General features: G+C 52.8%; 14 protein-coding genes. 4 read left to right on the top strand and 10 right to left on the bottom strand.

Features of this window, described 5'->3' with window-relative positions:
• Positions 1-137: 137 nt before the first annotated feature.
• The 3 genes from PUR_RS18915 to PUR_RS18925 form a co-directional block, all read right to left on the bottom strand.
• Positions 138-1,370 (bottom strand): anti-sigma factor family protein, encoded by a 1,233-nt coding sequence (locus PUR_RS18915; RefSeq protein ID WP_179036578.1) that lies wholly within the window; start codon positions 1,368-1,370, stop codon positions 138-140.
• A complete protein-coding gene (locus PUR_RS18920; RefSeq protein ID WP_124695760.1) occupies positions 1,367-1,915 on the bottom strand; it encodes an RNA polymerase sigma factor in 549 nt (182 codons plus the stop codon). The genes PUR_RS18915 and PUR_RS18920 overlap by 4 nt, the downstream gene beginning before the upstream one ends.
• A gap of 434 nt (positions 1,916-2,349) precedes the next feature.
• A complete protein-coding gene (locus PUR_RS18925; RefSeq protein WP_179036579.1) occupies positions 2,350-3,000 on the bottom strand; it encodes a bifunctional 2-keto-4-hydroxyglutarate aldolase/2-keto-3-deoxy-6-phosphogluconate aldolase in 651 nt (216 codons plus the stop codon).
• Between the two features lie 333 nt (positions 3,001-3,333).
• On the opposite strand from PUR_RS18925, the gene PUR_RS18930 reads away from it, so the two are divergent.
• On the top strand, positions 3,334-4,287 hold the full coding sequence (locus PUR_RS18930) for a sugar kinase (protein ID WP_179036580.1): 954 nt from the start codon (positions 3,334-3,336) through the stop codon (positions 4,285-4,287).
• Positions 4,288-4,369: 82 nt separating this feature from the next.
• Here PUR_RS18930 and PUR_RS18935 read toward each other — a convergent pair whose 3' ends face one another.
• Positions 4,370-5,392, bottom strand: coding sequence for a LacI family DNA-binding transcriptional regulator (locus PUR_RS18935; RefSeq protein ID WP_179036581.1), 1,023 nt, complete (start codon positions 5,390-5,392; stop codon positions 4,370-4,372).
• 283 nt (positions 5,393-5,675) lie between these two features.
• Between PUR_RS18935 and PUR_RS18940 the strand changes: the two genes are divergently transcribed.
• The 3 genes from PUR_RS18940 to PUR_RS18950 are packed head-to-tail and all read left to right on the top strand — an operon-like array spanning position 5,676 to position 10,183.
• Positions 5,676-6,665, top strand: a complete 990-nt coding sequence (locus PUR_RS18940) for a LacI family DNA-binding transcriptional regulator (protein WP_179036582.1) — start codon at positions 5,676-5,678, stop codon at positions 6,663-6,665.
• A 22-nt stretch (positions 6,666-6,687) separates the two neighbouring features.
• The gene (locus PUR_RS18945; RefSeq protein ID WP_179036583.1) at positions 6,688-8,427 is read left to right on the top strand and encodes an ABC transporter ATP-binding protein; all 1,740 of its coding nucleotides are present in this window, start codon (positions 6,688-6,690) and stop codon (positions 8,425-8,427) included.
• The gene (locus PUR_RS18950) at positions 8,381-10,183 is read left to right on the top strand and encodes an ABC transporter ATP-binding protein (protein WP_179036584.1); all 1,803 of its coding nucleotides are present in this window, start codon (positions 8,381-8,383) and stop codon (positions 10,181-10,183) included. The genes PUR_RS18945 and PUR_RS18950 overlap by 47 nt, the downstream gene beginning before the upstream one ends.
• A 364-nt stretch (positions 10,184-10,547) precedes the next feature.
• On the opposite strand, the gene PUR_RS18955 is transcribed toward PUR_RS18950, so the two are convergent.
• From PUR_RS18955 to PUR_RS18980, 6 genes are read right to left on the bottom strand one after another with little or no spacing between them, the layout of a single operon-like run.
• Positions 10,548-12,104, bottom strand: coding sequence for an extracellular solute-binding protein (locus PUR_RS18955; protein ID WP_179036585.1), 1,557 nt, complete (start codon positions 12,102-12,104; stop codon positions 10,548-10,550).
• 57 nt (positions 12,105-12,161) lie between these two features.
• Positions 12,162-14,456, bottom strand: coding sequence for a DUF4962 domain-containing protein (locus PUR_RS18960; RefSeq protein ID WP_179036586.1), 2,295 nt, complete (start codon positions 14,454-14,456; stop codon positions 12,162-12,164).
• 2 nt (positions 14,457-14,458) lie between these two features.
• Positions 14,459-16,543, bottom strand: a complete 2,085-nt coding sequence (locus PUR_RS18965) for a heparinase II/III domain-containing protein (RefSeq protein ID WP_179036587.1) — start codon at positions 16,541-16,543, stop codon at positions 14,459-14,461.
• Positions 16,540-17,301: an SDR family NAD(P)-dependent oxidoreductase gene (locus PUR_RS18970; RefSeq protein WP_179036588.1), complete on the bottom strand. Its 762-nt coding sequence runs from the start codon at positions 17,299-17,301 to the stop codon at positions 16,540-16,542. Before PUR_RS18970 ends, PUR_RS18965 begins: the two co-directional genes overlap by 4 nt.
• Entirely contained in the window at positions 17,298-19,169 is a 1,872-nt protein-coding gene (locus PUR_RS18975) for a cache domain-containing sensor histidine kinase (RefSeq protein ID WP_179036589.1), read from the bottom strand. The genes PUR_RS18970 and PUR_RS18975 overlap by 4 nt, the downstream gene beginning before the upstream one ends.
• Positions 19,166-20,197: a response regulator transcription factor gene (locus PUR_RS18980; protein ID WP_179036590.1), complete on the bottom strand. Its 1,032-nt coding sequence runs from the start codon at positions 20,195-20,197 to the stop codon at positions 19,166-19,168. The genes PUR_RS18975 and PUR_RS18980 overlap by 4 nt, the downstream gene beginning before the upstream one ends.
• Between the last annotated feature and the right edge of the window lie 28 nt (positions 20,198-20,225).

Genomic DNA, 20,225 nt, shown 5'->3' on the forward strand with positions numbered 1-20,225 from the left:
GCGGGGCGGGAAGCCCTAGAAACTTCCCTGCCGCCGGTCATACCAGATGTCTTCTGCGGCGAACTGCCGCTCCGTGACAATTCCTGTCCTCATACTTTATTGTATTCGGCAACGCCGCAAAACGTGCCAACTTTTCACTATTTTGTTGAAGCTCCCGGCGATGAAGACGGAGATGGAGACGAAGACGCTGGCGCTGCCGAAGCCGACGGGGTAGCAGACAGGTCCGGAGTCTCTTGAGGTACGGTATAGACGCTGTGCTGCTCTTTCCCTTCCACTGCCGTCACATAAGTAAACTGCCGGCTGTCCGCCGTCCATTCTCCCGATACCCATGTTCCTTCGAAGGGAATCGTGTCAACAGCCTGTCTTCCTTCTGAACCATCACCTGCGGCGCGGTAAATAACCAGTTTCTGCCCGTCGATCACCGCGGTATACAGACCGTCGAGAGACGTCCAGGACGGGGAACCGGGCGGAGTTTCCATAGGAGCTATATCCATAATCCCCATATCTCCGCCCTTATAGGCAGGCGCTTGCAGCGACATTGCCGGATCGCTTGGACTATCGGCCTTATCGGTCGGACCTGCTTCCTGCGATGCAGACGTTTTGGCGGACGGTTCAGGAGATGCCATTTTCTTGGAAATCTCACTACGATTCTTATTTGGCGACACACTCTTCGCAGGCGCGCTTGCCCGGCCGTCCAGCGTTCGTTCGGTTGGAGCGGCTGTGTCCGGCGCAGAGACGCCGCCCTTCGCTGTTTGCCCGCCATCAGTCGGCGAAGGGCTTTCCGGTACGGAAAATGTAGACATTCCGGTATCGACTGAATTGCTGTTCTCTTCACTTCCCGGGGAGCCTCCGGCTTCGGCGCCAAAAGTTGATCCCGTACCGGCATTCGCTCCGCCGATGTCTGCAGCCGAATCATTGCTTCGCTTTAGCTCGGCATTGCTGTTCATCATATCTTCCACCTGTGCGCCCGGCAGCTTCTCCGGCATATTGAAAAGCGCAATGCCGAGCACCACCGCGGCAGCGGCTGCGCCTATTCCGAAACGGGACGCCAGGGAGGAATTCCGGTTCTTGGCTCTTGAAGCCTTACGGCTCATAGGCTGTGCCTGCTGTTCTTCTGCGGGCAGGGCTGCCATAACGTCATCCTCCCGGTCGATGGCCTCAAGCTTTGGCAGAATCGAATCCACCAGACTGAAAGGAGGGCTTACGTCGGGGAGCTGCTCCAGCTCTCTGGAGAGCGCGTTCAACCTTTCGAACAATTCCGCGCAGGAAGGGCAATTGTCGATATGACGGAACATTTCAAGACTCTCGTCCCGGCTCAAATCATGATCCAAATAACGGTGCATCCATTCCATCACCTCCGCGCAGTTCATCCCGATACACCACCTTTCTGATACTCCTGTAGTCTGTTTTGCAGCTGCTGCCTTGCCCTGAACAGATAAGATTTCACCGTATTCAGCGGCAGATTCAGGCAGTCCGCAATCTCGTTGTAAGAAAAATCCTGCAGATAGCGCAGCACGATAACCGTACGGTGATGCTCGGGCAGCTGGTCGATCGCTTCCCGGATATCCTCCGCCAAATAGGAGGACAGCACTTCCCGCTCGACATTTTGCTTGTCTTTGAATACCAGTTCATGCTCGTCAATGGAAACCGTCGGTTTTGTCTTTCTGAATTTATCAATGCATATATTGGTCACGATCCGCTGAACCCATGTCTTGAACTGGGCCTTCTCCTCATAGGAGCCGATTTTGGTGTATACCCGGATCAATGCCTCCTGCGAGGCGTCCAGCGCATCCTGTTCATTATGCAAAATGTAAAAGGCCGTCTTGTATACCTGGCCTTCAATTTCTCGCAATAGGGTGATTAGAGCGTCGCGATCGCCCGATTGAGCGGCTCTGATGAGTCCCTGCTCCACCACGAAGGTTCCCCCTCTCTATGCAATCTTACTGACGCGCAAGATCGCTTAATTGTTGCAATCTGTAACAACATTTTGGAATATACCAGATTTTGATAACTGCGGCATTGGGATAGTAAGCGTTTCAATAAAGAGCCTGTTTTCAAGGCGCACACTTTTCTAAGCATACAGGGAATCTTTAAGGCAATCAAACGTTCCGGAACCCAATTTTATTACAAAAATGACATAATGCGCCTCTTATAAGCCGGGTTGTCTTCCTGCAACACGATTCGGATCAGCCGACGTTAAGAAGAAACGGCTTCGCCGTCCTCTGGAAGAGGAAGGCATCCGTTTCTCGTAAAAATATCAGGTTAAGGATAAGCGCGAAGCTTATAGTTTCTGATATTTCAAAAAAGCCGCCTTCCTAATTAGGAAAGCGGCTCCTGTCCAAGCTGGAACTATTTTACGGAGCTTGCCTTAATCTCCTGGAATTTCGCCACATACTTGGCAGCCAGCTCGGTAATGAGATCGTAGCGGCCTTCTTTGGCCGGAGCGGTCAAATTGCCGCCGATTCCCACCGCGATGCAGCCTCCCCGAATCCATTTCTCCATATTCTCCAGGTCCACGCCGCCGGTAGGCATAATATTCACATGAGGCATCGGCCCCTTGACTGCCTTAACGATGTCGGGACCGAAGGCGCTGCCAGGGAACAGCTTCAGCACATCGACGCCCAGCTTCAGCGCTTCCTTCATTTCATCCAGCGTCAAGGTACCCGGCATGTACGGAATTCCATACAGATTACAGATTTTGGCGGTCTCTTCTTCAAAAGAAGGGCTGACTACGAATTCCGAACCGGCCAGAATCGCAATCCGGGCCGTAATCGGGTCCAGCACCGTACCTGCTCCGATGACCGCCTGGTCTCCATATTCGGCGACAAGCCTTTTGATGGCGACATCCGCCTCAGGCGTCGTAAACGTCACCTCGATATTGGTCAGTCCACCTTTAATGCACGCTTCCGACATGCGGAAAGCATCTTCGGCGTTATCCGCGCGGATGACGGCCACCACACCAACCGACACTACATTTTGCAGCACTTTTAACTTTTTCATTCGTATACTTCCTCTCGCTTGAAATAGAAATATTGATAAATAGATAAAATATTTTATTAAAGTTTAGTAATCAACAAATAAAATACACTAATAAAATAGTAATAACAATTGCATTCAGAGTCAATTCTTTTTAAATCGCTCCAGCATAAAGTATTAAAAACAGGGGGAAATCGTTGATAAATAAAGACTTTTTCGACTATTGTTATCGTTTCTTCACGAATGATTCAGCGATTCCAAAGATCTTGTTATTGAACAAAACCGATTTATGTGATACCTTCAAAACAAAGCATAACAAATACAGGATGATTCCCTATACCCTAGGAGGTGCCCGCAATGAATAAACGATTGGACGCAGTGACTTTCGGAGAACCGATGGCAATGTTCTACGCCAATGAGACCGGACCCCTGGACGAAGCGATGTCTTTCTCCAAAGCTATGGCCGGAGCGGAGAGCAATGTGGCTGCCGGCTTGTCGCGGCTGGAGCATAAGGTCGGTTACGTAACCAAGCTTGGAGAGGACAGCTTCGGAACATTCATTATGAAAGCGCTAAACAAAGAAGGCATTGATACCTCCAGCGTCACTTTCTCAAGCGAAAACCCGACCGGAATATTAATCAAATCGAAGGTAACCACCGGCGACCCTAAGGTGGAGTATTACCGCAAATGCTCGGCGGCTTCCACATTGGGACTTGCCGATTTCGACGCGACCTACTTCGCTTCGGCGGGACATCTGCACGTTACCAGCATTTCCTCAGCACTCTCCCGGGAATGCCACGAGTTCTCCGTACACGCCATGGAATTCATGAAGCGCAGCGGCAAAACCGTATCACTCGATCCCAACCTGCGCCCGTCTCTTTGGTGTGATACCAAGACAATGGTGGACACGATCAACGATCTGGCCGCCCGATGCGACTGGTTCCTCCCGGGCCTCGGAGAAGGCCGGATTCTGACCGGACTTACATCACCGGAGGAAATCGCGTCCTACTATCTGAATCTGGGCGTCTCTCTGGTTGTCATCAAGCTGGGACCGGAAGGCGCGTACTACAAATCCTCCGATTCGGAAGGCTTTGTCCCGGGGTTCAAGGTCGATCAGGTCGTTGACACGGTGGGCGCGGGCGACGGCTTTGCCGTCGGTGTGATCAGCGCGCTGCTGGAGAAACTCCCCTTATCGGAAGCGGTTAGACGGGGCAATGCCATCGGTGCTTTGGCGGTCATGTCGCCGGGCGATATGGATGGGCTCCCGACCCGGGAGCGGCTAGAACAGTTCATGAATGCTGGCGCAGTCTGACCGGAACGGTTTGAAGACAAACCAAGGACATCTCTCCGTAAGAACGGACGATGTCCTTGGCTTTTTTATATAAACCGTTTTATTAAGATTTTGGCGCGGCTTGAACCGAATTCCCCTGCTGAAGGGCCGGGGTAAACCGATAGGTTATCGGCACGGAGGAGCCAGTGTCTTCTATGCCGGCGAGGATGATTTTCGCGGCCTGCATCCCCATTTCATACGCGGGCTGACGGATCGTCGTTATCGCGGGGTTGTAGATCGTTGCGAATTCCGCGTCGTCGATGCCGATGACCGATAAATCCCGAGGAATGGACAAGTCATGTTTATTCGCATATTTCAGCACTTCGGCAAGCGCGATATCGTTGGCCGCCAGCAGGGCGGTCGGAGGCTGCGGGAGAGACAGCAGACGCTCAAGCGCTTCGGACATTCCATCCCTGGGCGCGCTGCACACATACTCCTCCCGCCATTCCTGCCCAACCTCCTCGACCGCCTTCCGGTAACCGCTGACCCGTTCCTTGCGCGGCGTAATCGCATAGCGTCCGACGGGCAGCGTCAAAAGGGCGATCCGCTCATGGCCGTAACGGATAAATTCTTTAAAGGCCGTCTTGACCGCCATCTCATTGTCCAGCAGCAGGCACTGTGTCGCGATGCCCTCCATAACCCGGTCCAGGAACACCAGCGGATATCGTTCGTCAAGCAGACGTTGATAAAGGGACGGATTGTCTCCAGTGGGAAAAACAATCAGGCCGTCCACCTGCCGGGCTATCAGTGTTTCGATGTATTTGGTCTCCTTGTCCGGATTCTCGTCCGCGTTGCAAATAATCACCTGATTACCGCTGAGCTGAAGCTCGTTCTCAATGGCATGGATGCACTGAATGGACAGTGAGTAATTAATATCCCCCACGACGACGCCGACCGTGTTCGTCCGGTTCCGTTTCAGCCCCCGCGCCAATCCGTTCGGCTGATAATTCAGCTCGTCGATCACCTCGGAGATCCGGTTCCTCGTCGCCTCGCTCATATACTTATAGCGTTTGTTCAAGAACTGCGAGACCGTGCTTTTCGACACGCCCGCCTTCTGCGCCACATCTTCAATTGTGAATTTTTTCATCTTGTTTCCGCTCCATACTTTTACTAAAGGAACAAACCTTTATCAAAAGTATAGCTTTTTTTTAGTAAATTTACTACAAAAGGATCGTCATGAACGCGATGCCTCATTCACAAGATGAACGCGGGTGCGCTACGATATCTTTCTTTTTTTCATATACTTAATTTACGCAAAAAATATATTTGTTTTTCGTTATTTTTTTCGTTAAAAATCCATAAAAAGTGTTATTATAGTAGCTGCACACAGATTATGCACCAGGAAACAGCTCACGAAGCGGGGGATTGGATTGAAGAATAAAAAAGTAACGATTACCGACATTGCTGAAGCTATGGGTCTCTCGCCGGTATCGATCAGCCGCGCCTTGTCGGACCAGACCGGCATCAGCGACGAATTGAAACGGAAGGTCATTCAGAAAGCGGCGGAAATGGGCTATGTCAAACCAAAGAGGAATATGTCCGCTCGCATTCTCGTACTTCATCAAACGCCTTACCGCGAAGATAACAGCAATTTCAGCCACATGATGCAGGGGATCGAGAAGGCGCTCCAAAAGGAAGACGCCGACTATAGCATTGAATTTTTGGATAAGGAAACCCAGAACCGAATGATTCTTCCCTATCGGCTCAGCAAGGGCTTCGCCTTCGACGGCGTCATTTTGATCGGCAGGTTCAACCTGAACTATGCCGCATTGATCAACGAAAAGATACCGAATTTGATTTTTCTCACCGGTTATTCGCCGGCTTACGACTATGACAGTGTGTGGTTCAGCTTCATCAACGCCGGTTACAAGCAGTGCCAGTATTTAATCGACAGGGGCCACACCCGGATCGGCTTTGTCGGCAACCGGAAAGTTTACCGGAACAAGGAGAAACAAAACGGCATTGCCTTCGCGCTCGAAGAGAACGGGCTGCCTGTCGACGAAGCTCTTTTTTGGGAATCGGATGAGGACTACCCTGCGAAATTGCAGAATCTGATCGCGGACAATCGGCTTCCGACCGCCTTTATTTGCGATCATGATTTTACCGCTATCGAATTCATCCGTGCGCTTCATCAGCATGATATAAAAGTACCGGACGATGTCTCGATTCTCGGCAGCGGCAACACGGAAGTCTCCGCTCTATCGTTGCCTCCTCTAACCACGATGGATTTAAATATCGAGTACTCTTGCCGGGTGGTTGTATCCACTCTGCTCAAACGGATTGCCGAACCCGACAAGCCCGCCGAAAACATCGCGGTACTGAGCACTCTCGTGGAAAGGGAATCGGTCCGGCGCATTTGACTTGGCATAAGGTGGGATGATTATGAAGGCTTCTTTTCTGCTGCGGTTCTTCAAGAGCCGCAAATTCAGTTACGCCGCCGGCTTTGCATTTATGTTCGCCGCTTCGTTTATCCAGACGCTATTTCCCAAAGTGCTTGGGAGCTCCGTTGACCTGATGAAAGAGAGGGGCTTTGCGCTTCACCCGGTGCTGATGAATGTGCTGTGGATGGTGCTGATCGCCTTCGCCGTCTTCGCCTTCACCTTCTTGTGGCGGAATATGATTATCGCGAATGGGCGAAATTTGGAATGCTATATTCGGGAAGAGCTGTTCCGTCATTTATTGACCCTGTCTCCTGCCTTCTATGGCAAGCGTAAAACGGGAGATCTGATCGCCCATGCCATCAACGACATTTCCGCCGTACGCATGACTTTTGGGCCGGCCACGGCGATGTCCTTCAACGGTATCGTGATTTGCATTTCATCCATTTATTTTATGTTTGCCGCCGTGGATGCCCGGCTTGCTCTTCTGACGCTCGCGCCACTGCCGTTCATCATCGCTCTTATGCTCTATATTGGCCGCAAGATCCAGAGCCGGTTCCGAATCGTTCAGGATCAGTTCGGGCTCGTGTCCGACAAAGTTCAGGAGAATATTTCGGGTATCCGGGTGATCAAAGCGTATGCCCAGGAGCGTTCGGAAATAGAAAAGTTCAGCGTGTTAAGCAGCAGCATGGCCCAGTCGAATGTTAATCTTATCAAGGTATCCGCCGCGCTCCCCCCCTTGATCGAATTCGGATTTGCAGTTTGCTTCGTGATCAATCTGTTCTACGGAAGCCGCATGGTGCTGCGGGGAGACATAAGCGTCGGAGATTTCGTGGCGTTTAACGGATATTTAAGCCTGATCGTCAGCCCCATCGTGTCCATAGGAAGAGTCGTCACCTATTTCCAGCGCGGCATGGCTTCCCTCGGGAGGCTGTACGACATTATGAGCGTCAAGCCGGACGTCACCGATTCCCCTCACGCTCTGGGGCTTCGCCCGGAAGGCGAGATCGAACTGCGCCATTTAACCTTTTTACATGACGGCGCCAGCGTTCCTGCGCTTTCGGATGTCTCGCTGCGGCTCCCCAAAGGACGTACGCTGGGCGTCATCGGACCAACCGGCTCTGGCAAAAGCACGCTGGCCGCTCTGCTGCTGCGGCTGTACAATACGAAGCCAGGGCAAATCCTGCTGGATGGCCGGGATATCGGCGATTATTCGCTCGCGTCTTTGCGGGAAGGCTATGCTTTTGTGCCGCAGGATACTTTTGTATTTGCTTCCTCCGTTAGAGACAATATCGTATTTTTTAAGGATACATACGACGATGAAGAGGTTGAGACGGCTTCCCGGCTCAGTCTTATCGCGGACAGCATCTCCCGCTTCCCTGACGGTTACGATACCCTTCTCGGAGACCGCGGGGTCAATCTTTCGGGCGGCCAAAAACAGCGGATGGCTATCGCACGCGCTCTGATCAGAGACCCTGCCGTCCTCATTCTGGACGATGCGCTTTCGGCGGTCGACGCCGTCACGGAAGGGCGTATACTGGAAAGCCTGCGCCGGGCGCGGAAAAGCAAAACCAATATTATCATCTCGCACCGGATTTCCGCCCTGATGGAAGCGGACGAAATTATTGTCCTGGATAAAGGCACCATTCGCGAACGCGGGACACATGAAAAGCTCCTGAAGAAGGGAGGAATGTATTATGATCTCTACACGGCTCAACAGGAAGACGGCCAACCCCAGTCTTGAGAAGAAGACGACGTCCGGTCCGGTAAAAGAACTGCTGCGGCTCTCCGCGCCGTATGCCACTCCGCTCGTAATCGCCTGTCTCTGTGTGGTCATTGTAAACGCAGCTTACCTCGTTCAACCGCTGATTCTTCAGCGGGTAATCGACCACTTTCTGATCGGGCATGCCGCTCCCAGCGGCCTTGATTCCATCGGGGGTATGGCGCTGCTGTATCTTATCATTTCGGCGGCAGGCGGCGTCTTCTCCTACATTCAATCGCTGCTCGTCGCCAGGGCGGGACAGGGTCTGATTCATAACCTGAGGGTCAAGGTGCTCTCAATTATTCAACTACTTCCTCTCTCCTATCTGGACCGGACACTGCCCGGCAGGCTCATTACGCGGGCGACCAACGATACATCAGAAATCAGCGATCTGTACACCGACGTTGTCGTTATGCTGATCAAGGATGTACTGCTCCTTGGGGGAATCGTGTACGTCATGCTTTCGCTCAGCCTGGAGCTAACACTCGTTTCTTTCATCGTTATTCCGGTTATCATCTTCCTGGTCGTCTATATCAAAAACCGGATTCAAAGGAACTTCTTTCATATGAAACATTTCATCGGCAGAATCAACGGCTTTATCGCGGAGAGCATCTCCGGAATGCGGGTCATTCAAATCTTTCGGGCGGAAAAAGAGAAGGAAGCGCAATTTCTCGAACTGAACGGTCAATATTTCGAAACCACACTGACCCAAGTGCGGCTGAACAGCATTTTGAAGCCCGCCTCCGATCTGTTTCAAAACCTTTCCATCGCTATACTGGTCTGGTACGGAGCGGGCAAAATCTTCGGCGGCTCGCTGCAGATCGGCGTCCTATATGCGTTCACTACGTACATTAAGCAGTTTTTCGCACCGATCTCCGATCTTGCCGACAAATATACTTCGATCCAGTCGGCGCTTGTCTCCACGGAACGGATTTGCGAACTCTTCCGGGAACAGGACCGGCTGGAAACTCCCGAGGAGGGACTTCCTGTAGAGCGTCTGGACGGGGCCATCGAATTCAAGCATGTGTGGTTTGCTTATAACGATGCCGACTGGGTGCTGAAGGACGTAAGCTTTGTTATCAAAAAAGGCCAGACCGCCGCCTTTATCGGCGAAACCGGCGCGGGCAAAACGACGATCATCAGCCTCATCAACGGCTTCTACCGTGTGCAGAAAGGTGAGATTCTGATCGACGGCATCAACGTCAACGATATCCGGCTGACCGACCTTCGGCGGAACGTATCGGTGGTGCTTCAGGATGTGTTTCTGTTCTCGGGCAACATCCGCGACAATGTTACGCTTGGGGACGACATCGCAGACGAAGCCGTACGGGACGCTCTGCGGGCGTCATGCGCCGAGACGTTTATTCAAGATCTTCCGGCCGGCATGAACGAGCCCGTCACGGAACGAGGGGGCAGTCTGTCCTCTGGACAGCGGCAGCTGATCTCCTTCGCCAGGGCGCTTGCGCATGATCCCGCGATCTTCGTGCTGGACGAAGCGACCGCCAATATCGACACGCATACGGAGAAGCTGATCCAGCAGGCGGTCGACAACCTTGCGCGCGGGCGCACCACCCTGATTATCGCCCACCGCCTGTCGACGATCGCCGGAGCCGATATCATCATCGCGATGAAGAACGGCAGGATCGCCGAGTCGGGCGGCAGCGGCGAGCTGCTGAAGCAGGGCGGATATTACGCGAAGCTGCTGGAGGAAAGCCGCAGCCATGCCGCATCCTGCTGAAGGTTTATTTCAAGCGAGGAGGCGGGAATGCGTGTAATCGGGGAGGGAAAATCCCGGCGGGAGTAGGCGACATCAGCGGAAGGTCCAGCGTCTCTTCGTTTGGATGACCGTACAGATTATTGACACCGGCTGAAACGACGGCGGCGGAGGCTTCAAGAATTGCAGCCATACCACGCCGTTCGAGGTTTTGCTGCCGAATCTCAAGTAGACTTCATCCGGAGCAGCAGGTACGCCACAAAAAAAACTGCCAAGAATAATCTCGACAGCCGAAAACCCTGCTACTTCTGGTACAAGGATGCCACGCATTCCACAAACATCTGAAGAGGAGCCCGGTATAATCCGTCAGCTCCTCTTAAGGGCAAGCTTATCTGCGGGGCATGGTGATGCCCGAGTTGGTTTTATATTTTTCCGTAGCTTCCTTGATGACATCCTTACCGCCCTTGGAAAGCCACTCTTCTACAGCCTTCGGCCAGTCGCTGATGGGCTCCTTGCCATACACCATCTTCACCATGTGCGTCAACAGCACCGGAGGGGCCGTATCTGAGTTGGGAGCGATGTCCGGATTCTTCACCAGGGCGTCAAGACGCGGGTCGAACTGAATCCCGTCGCGGCCCTCCTTAGCCAGAATCGTTTCGTATACTTTGATCAGTTCCTTGCCTTCTTCCGTCATATTAAGGACCCCCTTGTTGTAAGTGGTGTCCTGCACCAGCCACAGGAAGGACTGACGGTAGCGCTCCTCATCTACGGCAGCGGAATCCGTGGGGGGGGTGTATACGATTTTGCCGTTCTCTTCCTTATAGGTTTCGCCCTTGTTCCCGAAGGTAAAGAAGGTTTCCGCCTCATCGCTCAGCATCCAGTCAAAGAATTTCACGATATCCGCAGCATTCTTCGTACCTTCCTTGATAAAGTAGGTGCGCGTAACGGAGCCGTACAAGTAGGAGCCGCCTTTTCCGTCAGGGCCAACCGGCGACGGAATAATCTCCAGCTCGGCGGGTGGCGTTGCAGCCTTCAATTGCTGCTCCCACTGCAGAAGCTCATTGGCATTCATCGTCCACATACCCGCTTTGCCCGCGAGAATCGCATTCTTGTAGTTGGTCGGGTTGATGGTGGCGAATTCCTTGTTGATCAAGCCTTCGTCATACATGGTCTTGTAGGTCTGCAACGCTTTCATCATATTTTCGTTGTCCATAAACTTCGGCTGAACCTGGCCGTTTACTTCCTCGAACATGGACAGGTACGGAAAAACATCATAAGCGCCAAAGAAAGCGTCGGAATACTTGAAATCCTGCCGGCCCATGTACGGGTTCTCAACGCCCAGCTTTTTGAAGGCCCGGAGCACATTCAAGTACTCATCGACCGTTTTGGGAACCGGCAATCCAGTTTGATCCAGCAGGTCCTTGCGAATCCAAGTCGCGCGACGGGACGGATTGGACAGAAACTCCGGTATCGCGTAGATTTTCCCTTGATAGGTGACATTTTCCCAGTCTTCCTGCGGAATTTTCTTCAACAGATTCTGACCGTATTTCTGCAGCAGGTCATCCAGGGGCATGAACACTCCCGCCACAACGGAACCGGCCATTTCCTTGCCGTTTACGCCGCCTGAACCTTGAACCACGTCAGGAATATCGTTAGTGGCGAACATCTGGACCATTTTCTGCTCGAACTCCTTATGAGGAACCAGCACAATGTCCAGATCGGTGTTCGTCATCTCCTCCAGCTTTTTCACCCATTTATCCTTATTCAGATTGGGCGATTTCTCAACATAGTTAAAAGCCAGCGTCCGCAGCGAGATGGAGAATTTAGTTTTCTGCGGCGCATTTGTCACTTCTCCGGCAGTCACTTCTTTGTCCTTGCCTGAGCAACCAGCAACGGCTGTAGCGGCCATTAATGCAACCAGAAAGACGCCAATCCATTTTTTCATTATAACCTTCTCCTTGTAAAATGGGGTGCCATTCGCAAATGAAAACGTTTTTAAAGACTAGTACGCTTTGGGAATCTCAACCCGGCGGGTAACCCCCTGATTCGTAAAGTAAACATGAACCCCATGGTCCTGATCGTCCATAAAGTACGATACGTAATCCCGGCTTCCTGATTTTTGGGGAATAAGGAGAGTCACGATACGATGGCTTATGGCCTCTTGGGTTGATGCGGTCAGGTGCCAGTGCTCGGGCAGCCCTTCCCAATCCTTCGGATCTACATCGGTAAATTGATTGTTTTGGCTAAGCGCCATCTCTCCGGAAGAGCTGTAGACAAACCGGCCCTCCATTTGAGCTTTTTTGCCATTTACTTTGAAGGTTTGGCCCTTCAACGTCAAGGGATAGAGCGTATGGAACAGCCAATCCAGTTTTCCGGGACGTTCCAGATCCAAACTATCCGCGATGACAAAATAAGCGCTATCAAAGAAGTATATTTCCCGCACATACCGCTTGATATAGGGCACATTCTCCCGGTAGGCTTCCGTTGCATCCATCTGCGTGTAGCTGATCCCGGGCGTGCTATGCGCCTTCAGCACCTTGCCGGAGGCTGCCATGTTCTTCGACTTGTCCGTTCCGGCATATTGGCCCCTCCCGTCAATAAGAATCACGTTCTTGGAGCGGGTTTGCCTGCGCCACTGCATATGCATCGTGCTGTTGAATGCGACGTAATAGCCACTCTCGATAGCCAGAGGCTCGCCGAACGCATGCAGCAGGAAGGCGTTCTGATCCCCGTGGCTATGGCTCACGGAGCCGTAACGGCTGCTCTTGGCGAGCATCATGATATGCTCCTGAGGTTCTTCCATCCTATGATGCATGGCGACCCAGCCAACATCCTGAAACCACTTCAGAGGCTCCGCAGCGAGCGGTGGCTCTGAAGGAACCTGCGGATAATCCTTGCGGTAAACCATCTCATCGAACCGAAAATCCCACCAGCCGTAATTATAGAAGATCATCTGGGTATCGGGATTCAGCTCTTTGGTCCGCTCATAATACCACTGGTATTGTCCGTTTCCCTCTAAACCGGCGAATTGGCGGATATTGAAGCCCGTCTTGAGACTGACCGGATCCCCCAGCGTCGATTGATCCCCGAAGCTGGCCCTCAAAGTGTCGGGGCTGAAGCAATAGAGCGGAAAGTCGCCGGTTTTGCGTAAGAAGGGACGCTCATAGAAGTTGATTCCCATGTATTTGCGAACCAGATTGAACGCCTCTGTAACGAAAGCCATCTGAGTGGTCCAATACATAGGACCTTCAGCCCAACCGCCATCCTTGCCGCCCCATGGGGTATACATTGCGGAGAAATACTCCAGCGTATAATCAAACCATTCCTGAACTTTCTCCTCCTCGCCCAACATGGAAATGCAGCAGGGAACGAGCACGGAGGACAAAGAGCGGACCGCATGGCTGTCATAAGGCACTTGATGAATTCGGGAGCGTTCGATGACGTGGAAGGCTACCTGTCCGGTTCTCCGCAGCAGAGCCTGCCGTACCTTAAGACGCTCCTCTTCCGTCAGAGAGCCGTGAAGCCAATCATAGCCCCATGCCAACGTTCCGGCTATGCGAAAAGCGCATTCGTCATTGTAATCCCGGCTGGTGGTCCCCTCCGTGTTCCAGCTTGCAGCATGAAGCAGCCACTCTCTTGCTTTGGCAATGAGCGCCTCGTCCTCCAGCACAACCCCCGCTATGGCAAGATGCCGAACGGCGTAGAAAACTTCCTGGCAGTCCATATACATCTGCCGCCATAGCTTGGCTACGCGCTTATTATCCGGATACGGCGCAGGCTCGGGAATAAGAGCACGCTCTGTCCAGGGCAGTACGGAATGCTTCAGGAAGTCATCCCAGCCAGTTGAGGCAGGGTCTTGGCGGACGGCTTCCCGGAAGGAATGAAGCTGTTCCGCCTGGAGCCAAAGCCGCGGATGGCTGGCGGAAACGGCGGAATACCGTTCCGCTCGGGATGGAAGAGGCGTTAACGGCAGCTTATCCGCAACCACGAAAGCTCTTACTTTGCTCCACTCGGAACGGGAATCGTTCTCCCCGATAAGAGTGTAGCGCCAATGATAGGTGCCGGGTTCCAGCGGCTTATCCGGAGTAAACAGATTATAGGGAATTCGACTGTAGGTCAGCGTGCATTCAGGCTTAAATTCGGTGGTTAAGGATATCTGCAGCTCATACATTCCCTCTTCCAGACAAGCAGGCATCCATGTAAAACGCGGCGGGTTCTCTCCAACATCCGTATGTTCATCAGGCCCATAAGACACGTCGAGAACGCCGCTGGCGGGTTGAAATAAAGGTTCGGACATCTTTACTCCTCCGTATTCCGGTACTCTTCCTGAATTAGTCCCGCTTCGGGGTTCAGGCCATAGACAACTCGTTGCCCAGTTGCTTCTACCTGGATTCGGGCCGGTTCGCCCGCTTGACTCACAAGCTTCAGTACGGCCGGTTCATGACCGTCCCGATAAACCGTAATGAAATCAACCGAGGGGCCTCTGTGCCGAAGCATGATGCCTCGAATGCGCCTGCTCGGGTCTTCGGTAATACCCGGTGTGCGGATTTCATGCAGAATGGAGCCGGGCGGCAGCAGAGCGCTTACGGACACTTCATATTCCGGGTCGTGGCTCCCTCCACCATGACGGGTGCTCCACCCTGCTCTTAACGCACAGTCTGTCTCATTCTGTAGGACGGACAGCACCTCTACTGAGCCGTAGCCCGCTTCTTGTCCAAGGACTGCCGGAGAGTCCGTCCGGACGCGGCGAGGCTCAACCGGGAACAGCAAATGTCCCGTCGGATGATACCACCAGTCTACTTCCTGATCCTGCTCCCGGCCCGTTACCTGCTCAACATGAAACCAGTCCAGCAGCCAACCGTCGGTCAATAAAAGATGCCGGTCGAGAACAGCCTCTTCATATGCGCCGTCCGAGCGAATCCATAAGTACGTATCTTCGTTTTCCTGCCGGAATTGCCTGCAGCTGCCGGTATGGGGAGCCTGGGAGCGTCCTCCGATGCTGACCGTGTTATGGCTCGCGGTTTCGGCATACCATTCCTTTCGCAAAATGGAGCCGTAAGGAACCATTCCGAGCTCGGGAGCAACCTCTCCCAACCGATGCATAATCGTGATTTGCAGCTTGTCATAATGCCCGTGAGAGCCGCCATGCTCGCCGAAGTCTGCCAGAACGGACAGTGGGTTGCCCGAGTGGCGGAGGACGGCGAAGCCGGAATCCGGCAGCAGGACAGAGGCCCTCGTCAAGGAGGCGGAGTGAAGATCCATACCTTCTCCTTGTCCGTATAGCACCGCCTCCAGACCGGTCCGCCCTTCCTGCCCGTATAAATACCGATAAGCCTTCGCCAGTACAGGCTGGAAGGTGGGGTCTTTGTAAACCGCACACCCTATTTCGAATATTTCAGCGACTTCCCGCGAGAAAGGAACGCGTGCATAAGGACCATCATGCAGGGCTGGAAGCTCCCCGTTGTCGCCACTAAGCTCCACTAACAACTGAAACATGCCACAGATGGATTGTCCCTGATCTCCCCTGGCGTCATAGAGATCGACACCGAAGCGTTCGGCCATCTCGGCCGCTATGAGATAAGCCCGCAGCACAAAAATATGGTAGTACGTGCTGCCTTCAAATTCAAAGCCGTCCGGCTTGACACCAATAGACAGATGATGATAGAACCCGCCTTCCCCCTCCAGCAGGGAACCGAGCTTTTCCCCGGTACCCTTGGCGGCGTATACGCAAGCCAGGCTGGCGTTTAGCCATGCGGTATAATTGTTCTCTGCATTCTTCTTCTCGTGAATGAGAATGCGGCGGTACTGCTCCATGCTCTCCTCCAGCATCGTGAAGAACGCCTGCAGCTTCTTCTCTTCCTCCGCCGTGAACGTCACTCCATGGTCCACAAGAAGCAAGTAGGCCCGAATAAGCGTGGTGGACCAGATAGCCTCCGTCAGCGCCTGATGAAAGGCGCGGCCCCTAAGCATCCATGGTTGAGCATCGGGATGAACCGGATACAGCGGGAACTGCTCCGCATATCCGGCAAGAATCGTCCGGGCCAGGCCGCTATAGAAGTCTTCCCCGTCTGCGGCGTATACCACAGCAGCCTGCAGTGCATACCGCGCCATCGCCTGATGCCGGTATACCAGCCATGCTCCCCGGTAGGGTTCACCTTCCAGCTTGCAGCCCTTCGGACAAGAAAAGACAACCGCATCCCGCTCTGCAGCATCGAAGATCAGCTCGGTATGATGCCGGGGACACACATATTGATGCCACCAGCCGCCCGGCTCTGCCGGAAGAAGAATCTCTTCACTCCGGAAAAAGTCCAGCTCTGTCTTCAATTTATCCACCGCATGGCGGGCCCAGGAAAAAGTGCCCGCTTTCTCCTTTATGGTCATCATCGCATGGACATGCCTCCGTTAATTTCAATGATTTCGCCTGTCAGATAATCCGACAGCTCCGAAGCGAGGAACAGTGTCACGTTGCTCACATCCTGCGGAACGCCTTCCCGGCCTAGCGGAATCTTATCAATCGTCGCCTGCCTTACCGCATCCGGGGTAAAGGTGGCATGGAAAGCGGTCTGACCGATGAACCCGGGGGAGATAGCGTTTACATTGATTCCGTGAGAGCCCAGTTCCTTGGCAAGTCCCTTGGTATAAGACCATACCGCCGCTTTGCTCGCCGCATAGACGGAAGCGCCAGGTCCGCCGCCGTCATGGGCCGCGAGGGAAGACACATTGATGATTTTACCTCTTTTCTTGGCAATCATTCCCGGTGCTACGGCTTTGCAGGCAAACACGCAAGATTTAAAATTGACGTCCATCACCTTGTTGTAATGTTCTTCGTCCATTTCGGTATTGGGAACCCTATTGACCATACCGCCCGCATTGTTGACGAGGATATCGATGGTTCCGCCGAAATGCTCCTCAATTTCCTTCACCATGTTGTCCAGTTGGGCAGGGTTTGTTGCATCTGCCTGAAAAGCATAAGCTTCTCCTCCGGCCTGACGGACCGCTTCCACCGTCTCCTCCGAAGATCCGAACAAATAGTTTACGGCCACTTTGGCGCCGGAAGCAGCCAGCGTCTCCAGGATTTGTCGGCCTATCCCCGCATTGGACCCTGTAACAAGCGCAATTTTACCAGTCAAATCAATTATCATTGCATATTCCTCCCAATAATCGTTTTATTTTTAAAACATCCTTTTCCCCGCTCCACAGGCATGGACAAGATCATCCGTGTTCCCTCATTCTCCTTGCTTTCGACGCTTAACCCGTATTGTTCTCCGAACACCATCTGGATTCTCCGGTGCACGTTCATGATCCCAATCCCCCCTCTATGATAGCGGGAATCGCCTTCCGTATCCGCCAGTTGATTCAGGTTCAGCTTTTCGCGAAGCTCGTTGAGCCGTTCCCGGGACATCCCTGAGCCGTTATCCTCTACGAGAACATGAAGCCGGTCTCCCTCTATCCTGGCGTCAATTCGAATATAGTGCCGGTCCTCAATCCCATTGAAAAATGCATGCTGAAAAATATTTTCGATCAAGGGCTGAAGCGTCAGCCTGACCGTCTTGGCGAGAAGCAGCGCTGGCGGAATCACAACATCGATTTCGAACTCCCGGCCGATCCGGTGCTTGAGAATCGTCATGTAGCTCAATACATGACGAAGCTCATTGGCTATCGTAATCTCCTCCAGGTTGGTTTGGATGGAGTAGCGAAGCATGAACGCCATGGCTTCCACCATTTCCGCTATTTCATCCGAATCCTGAACGACCGCGTAGCAATTAATAGTCTCTAACGTGTTATACAGAAAGTGCGGATTAATCTGCAGCTGAAGCGCCTGGAATTCCGCCTGCTGACGCTCCAGCCTGGTCTCCTGCAGCTCCAGAGCCGCCTTCTGGGTCGTAAGCTCCGCTTCATATACCCGCTCGATCATTTCGGACAATCGGGTCACCATAAGATTGTAGCTGCGCATCAAGCCCCCCAGCTCATCCTGACGGCCGTCCGTCTCAAGCCTTCGCCAATTTCCTTTTTCCGTCTCCCTCATGCCTTCCTTGAGAATCAGGATGGGCTTCGTGATAGATCGTCCGAACCGGGAGGCAAGCCACAGTGTACCGGCAAGCGTGAGAATTCCCACAACCAGCGTGGTCGTACGTATGGTGGAGATGGGCTTGCGCAGCTCGCCAACCGGCATGGATACCACAAGCTGCCATTTGGAATAATCGGATTTTCGCGACACGAACATATACTCTTTCCCGTCTACCTTCTCCACGACGGAATCGTTCGGGTGCTGAAATACGTTACGGATGAGATCAGCAGATAACCCTGGAAGGTTCTCATTCCCTTCCGGCCGGTATAGGAGTTTGCCGAATTCATCCATGATAAAGAAGGATCCGCCCTGTCCCAGATCAAGAGGTTCCCAAATGCGGGCCAGATCCTCTGCCTTGAACTCGATGGCCACAATGCCGTTGGGACGATAGGATGAGACCCCTCTGATTCGGCGGACCATCGTAATAATGTGCTGATCCCCTTCATTCATCACGTTCGTGTTGAGAATGGCGATGCGGCCGCTATCCGGCGTATGCTTGCTTAAGAAACGGTAGCGTTCCAGGGGATGAAACTGCAGGCTGTGCGCCTGATTCGAGTTATCGTCGCTGATGGACTTGCCGTGTTCGCCAATGACATACATCAGGTTAATCTGGGGATAAAGAATGAACAGTGAGCGAAACAAATACTTCTGTATGTCATTCGTGTATTGATAGTAAGAGTAGCTGTCCTCCGGGTCCATATCAAGGAACTGTTTGACTTGATTGTAGGACAGGATGGAATCGCTGGCCTTTTCATAATTTTGCAAATACAGGTCCGTTTGATAGGACGCGCTCCTGATGACTTGGGCAATGGACTTCTCCGAAGATTTATCAAGCGCTTCCGAAGCCTGAAAATAAGAGATGAATCCTACCATGGACAAGGATAGAACGATGACGGTCAGAAAGGAGGCAAACAGCTTGCCCGACAGACTCTTTCTCATCATTCAATTCCAAGCCGGCTGCGGTACTCGGAGGGAGCCAGCCCCGTGAACTTCTTGAACGTCTTCGTAAAATGGGGGTGGTCCGCATACCCGACCTCATACGAAATATCGGTTATCCGATAGCTTGAATTGGCAAGCAGCTTCTTGGCCTTCTCCATCCTGCGTCTAATGCGGTAATGTACGAAGGTCTCTCCCGTCGAATGCTTAAACAACTGGCTGAAGTAAGAGGCATTCAGACCAAGCACCTCCGCCACCTCCTCCAGTGAAACTTCCTGGGCGAGATGCTTTTCGATGAATGCTTTAGCTTCCTCCAACGGGTCCTTCGCCTTGCCCTTGCGCTTTATCCGAAGCTCTTCCAGTATAGCTTCCGACGCCTCTGCGAAGCGGTGGAACAACTGTTCAGGTCCGGCTTCTACGGACAGGTCAAGCACGCTTTTACCGGGTGTGACCGAATTGGCATGGAGCTTCTTCACGAGCAAGGTGTAACCCTCTTCCAGAAGCTCTTTTTGCTGACATCGGCTCATCCTGCGCTGCAGGAAGTCAGTTTCCCATTCCTTCAGCACAAGGTAAAGCTTCTCTTTATCCAAGGTCCAGACGGCATCATCCATCCGCACAACCCATTCATCGAGCTTGGCGACAGAGACAAAGCTCCCCAGTTTCTCTCTATTCGCCTCCAGCTTGGCGATCACATTCTGAAGGTTTCCTTTGCTTACGGGCTTCAGGAGATATTCTTTTACTCCATAGGACAAGCATTGACGGGCGTATTCAAAATCCCCATAGCCCGAGATGACAACTGTCTGAATATCCGTCTCCATCTCCGACAGCCGCCGGCACAGCTCCAGTCCGTCTACCCTGGGCATACGGATATCTGTAAAAAGAAAATCCGGCTGTTCCTCCATAATGAACTGAATCGCCTCTTCCCCATCCTGAGCCAGCCTGATGCTATACGGATGCCCGCCGCATTGACGGATCATGACAGAGAGTCCCTTCCGAATCATGGGCTCGTCGTCTACGATCAATACACATCTCATCCATGGATACCACCTTCCGTTTCGTCTC

It is taken from the genome of Paenibacillus sp. URB8-2, from assembly GCF_013393385.1.
Lineage (GTDB): Bacteria > Bacillota > Bacilli > Paenibacillales > Paenibacillaceae > Paenibacillus_AQ.

Bases quoted from the DNA above. Each gene is read 5' to 3' on its own strand.
- PUR_RS18965 (WP_179036587.1), bottom strand. From the start codon at position 16,543: ATGATGACCATAAAGGAGAAAGCGGGCACTTTTTCCTGGGCCCGCCAT.
- PUR_RS18930 (WP_179036580.1), top strand. From the start codon at position 3,334: ATGAATAAACGATTGGACGCAGTGACTTTCGGAGAACCGATGGCAATG.
- PUR_RS18945 (WP_179036583.1), top strand. From the start codon at position 6,688: ATGAAGGCTTCTTTTCTGCTGCGGTTCTTCAAGAGCCGCAAATTCAGT.
- PUR_RS18950 (WP_179036584.1), top strand. From the start codon at position 8,381: ATGATCTCTACACGGCTCAACAGGAAGACGGCCAACCCCAGTCTTGAG.
- PUR_RS18980 (WP_179036590.1), bottom strand. From the start codon at position 20,197: ATGAGATGTGTATTGATCGTAGACGACGAGCCCATGATTCGGAAGGGA.
- PUR_RS18960 (WP_179036586.1), bottom strand. From the start codon at position 14,456: ATGTCCGAACCTTTATTTCAACCCGCCAGCGGCGTTCTCGACGTGTCT.
- PUR_RS18955 (WP_179036585.1), bottom strand. From the start codon at position 12,104: ATGAAAAAATGGATTGGCGTCTTTCTGGTTGCATTAATGGCCGCTACA.
- PUR_RS18975 (WP_179036589.1), bottom strand. From the start codon at position 19,169: ATGATGAGAAAGAGTCTGTCGGGCAAGCTGTTTGCCTCCTTTCTGACC.
- PUR_RS18970 (WP_179036588.1), bottom strand. From the start codon at position 17,301: ATGATAATTGATTTGACTGGTAAAATTGCGCTTGTTACAGGGTCCAAT.
- PUR_RS18915 (WP_179036578.1), bottom strand. From the start codon at position 1,370: ATGAACTGCGCGGAGGTGATGGAATGGATGCACCGTTATTTGGATCAT.
- PUR_RS18935 (WP_179036581.1), bottom strand. From the start codon at position 5,392: ATGAAAAAATTCACAATTGAAGATGTGGCGCAGAAGGCGGGCGTGTCG.
- PUR_RS18925 (WP_179036579.1), bottom strand. From the start codon at position 3,000: ATGAAAAAGTTAAAAGTGCTGCAAAATGTAGTGTCGGTTGGTGTGGTG.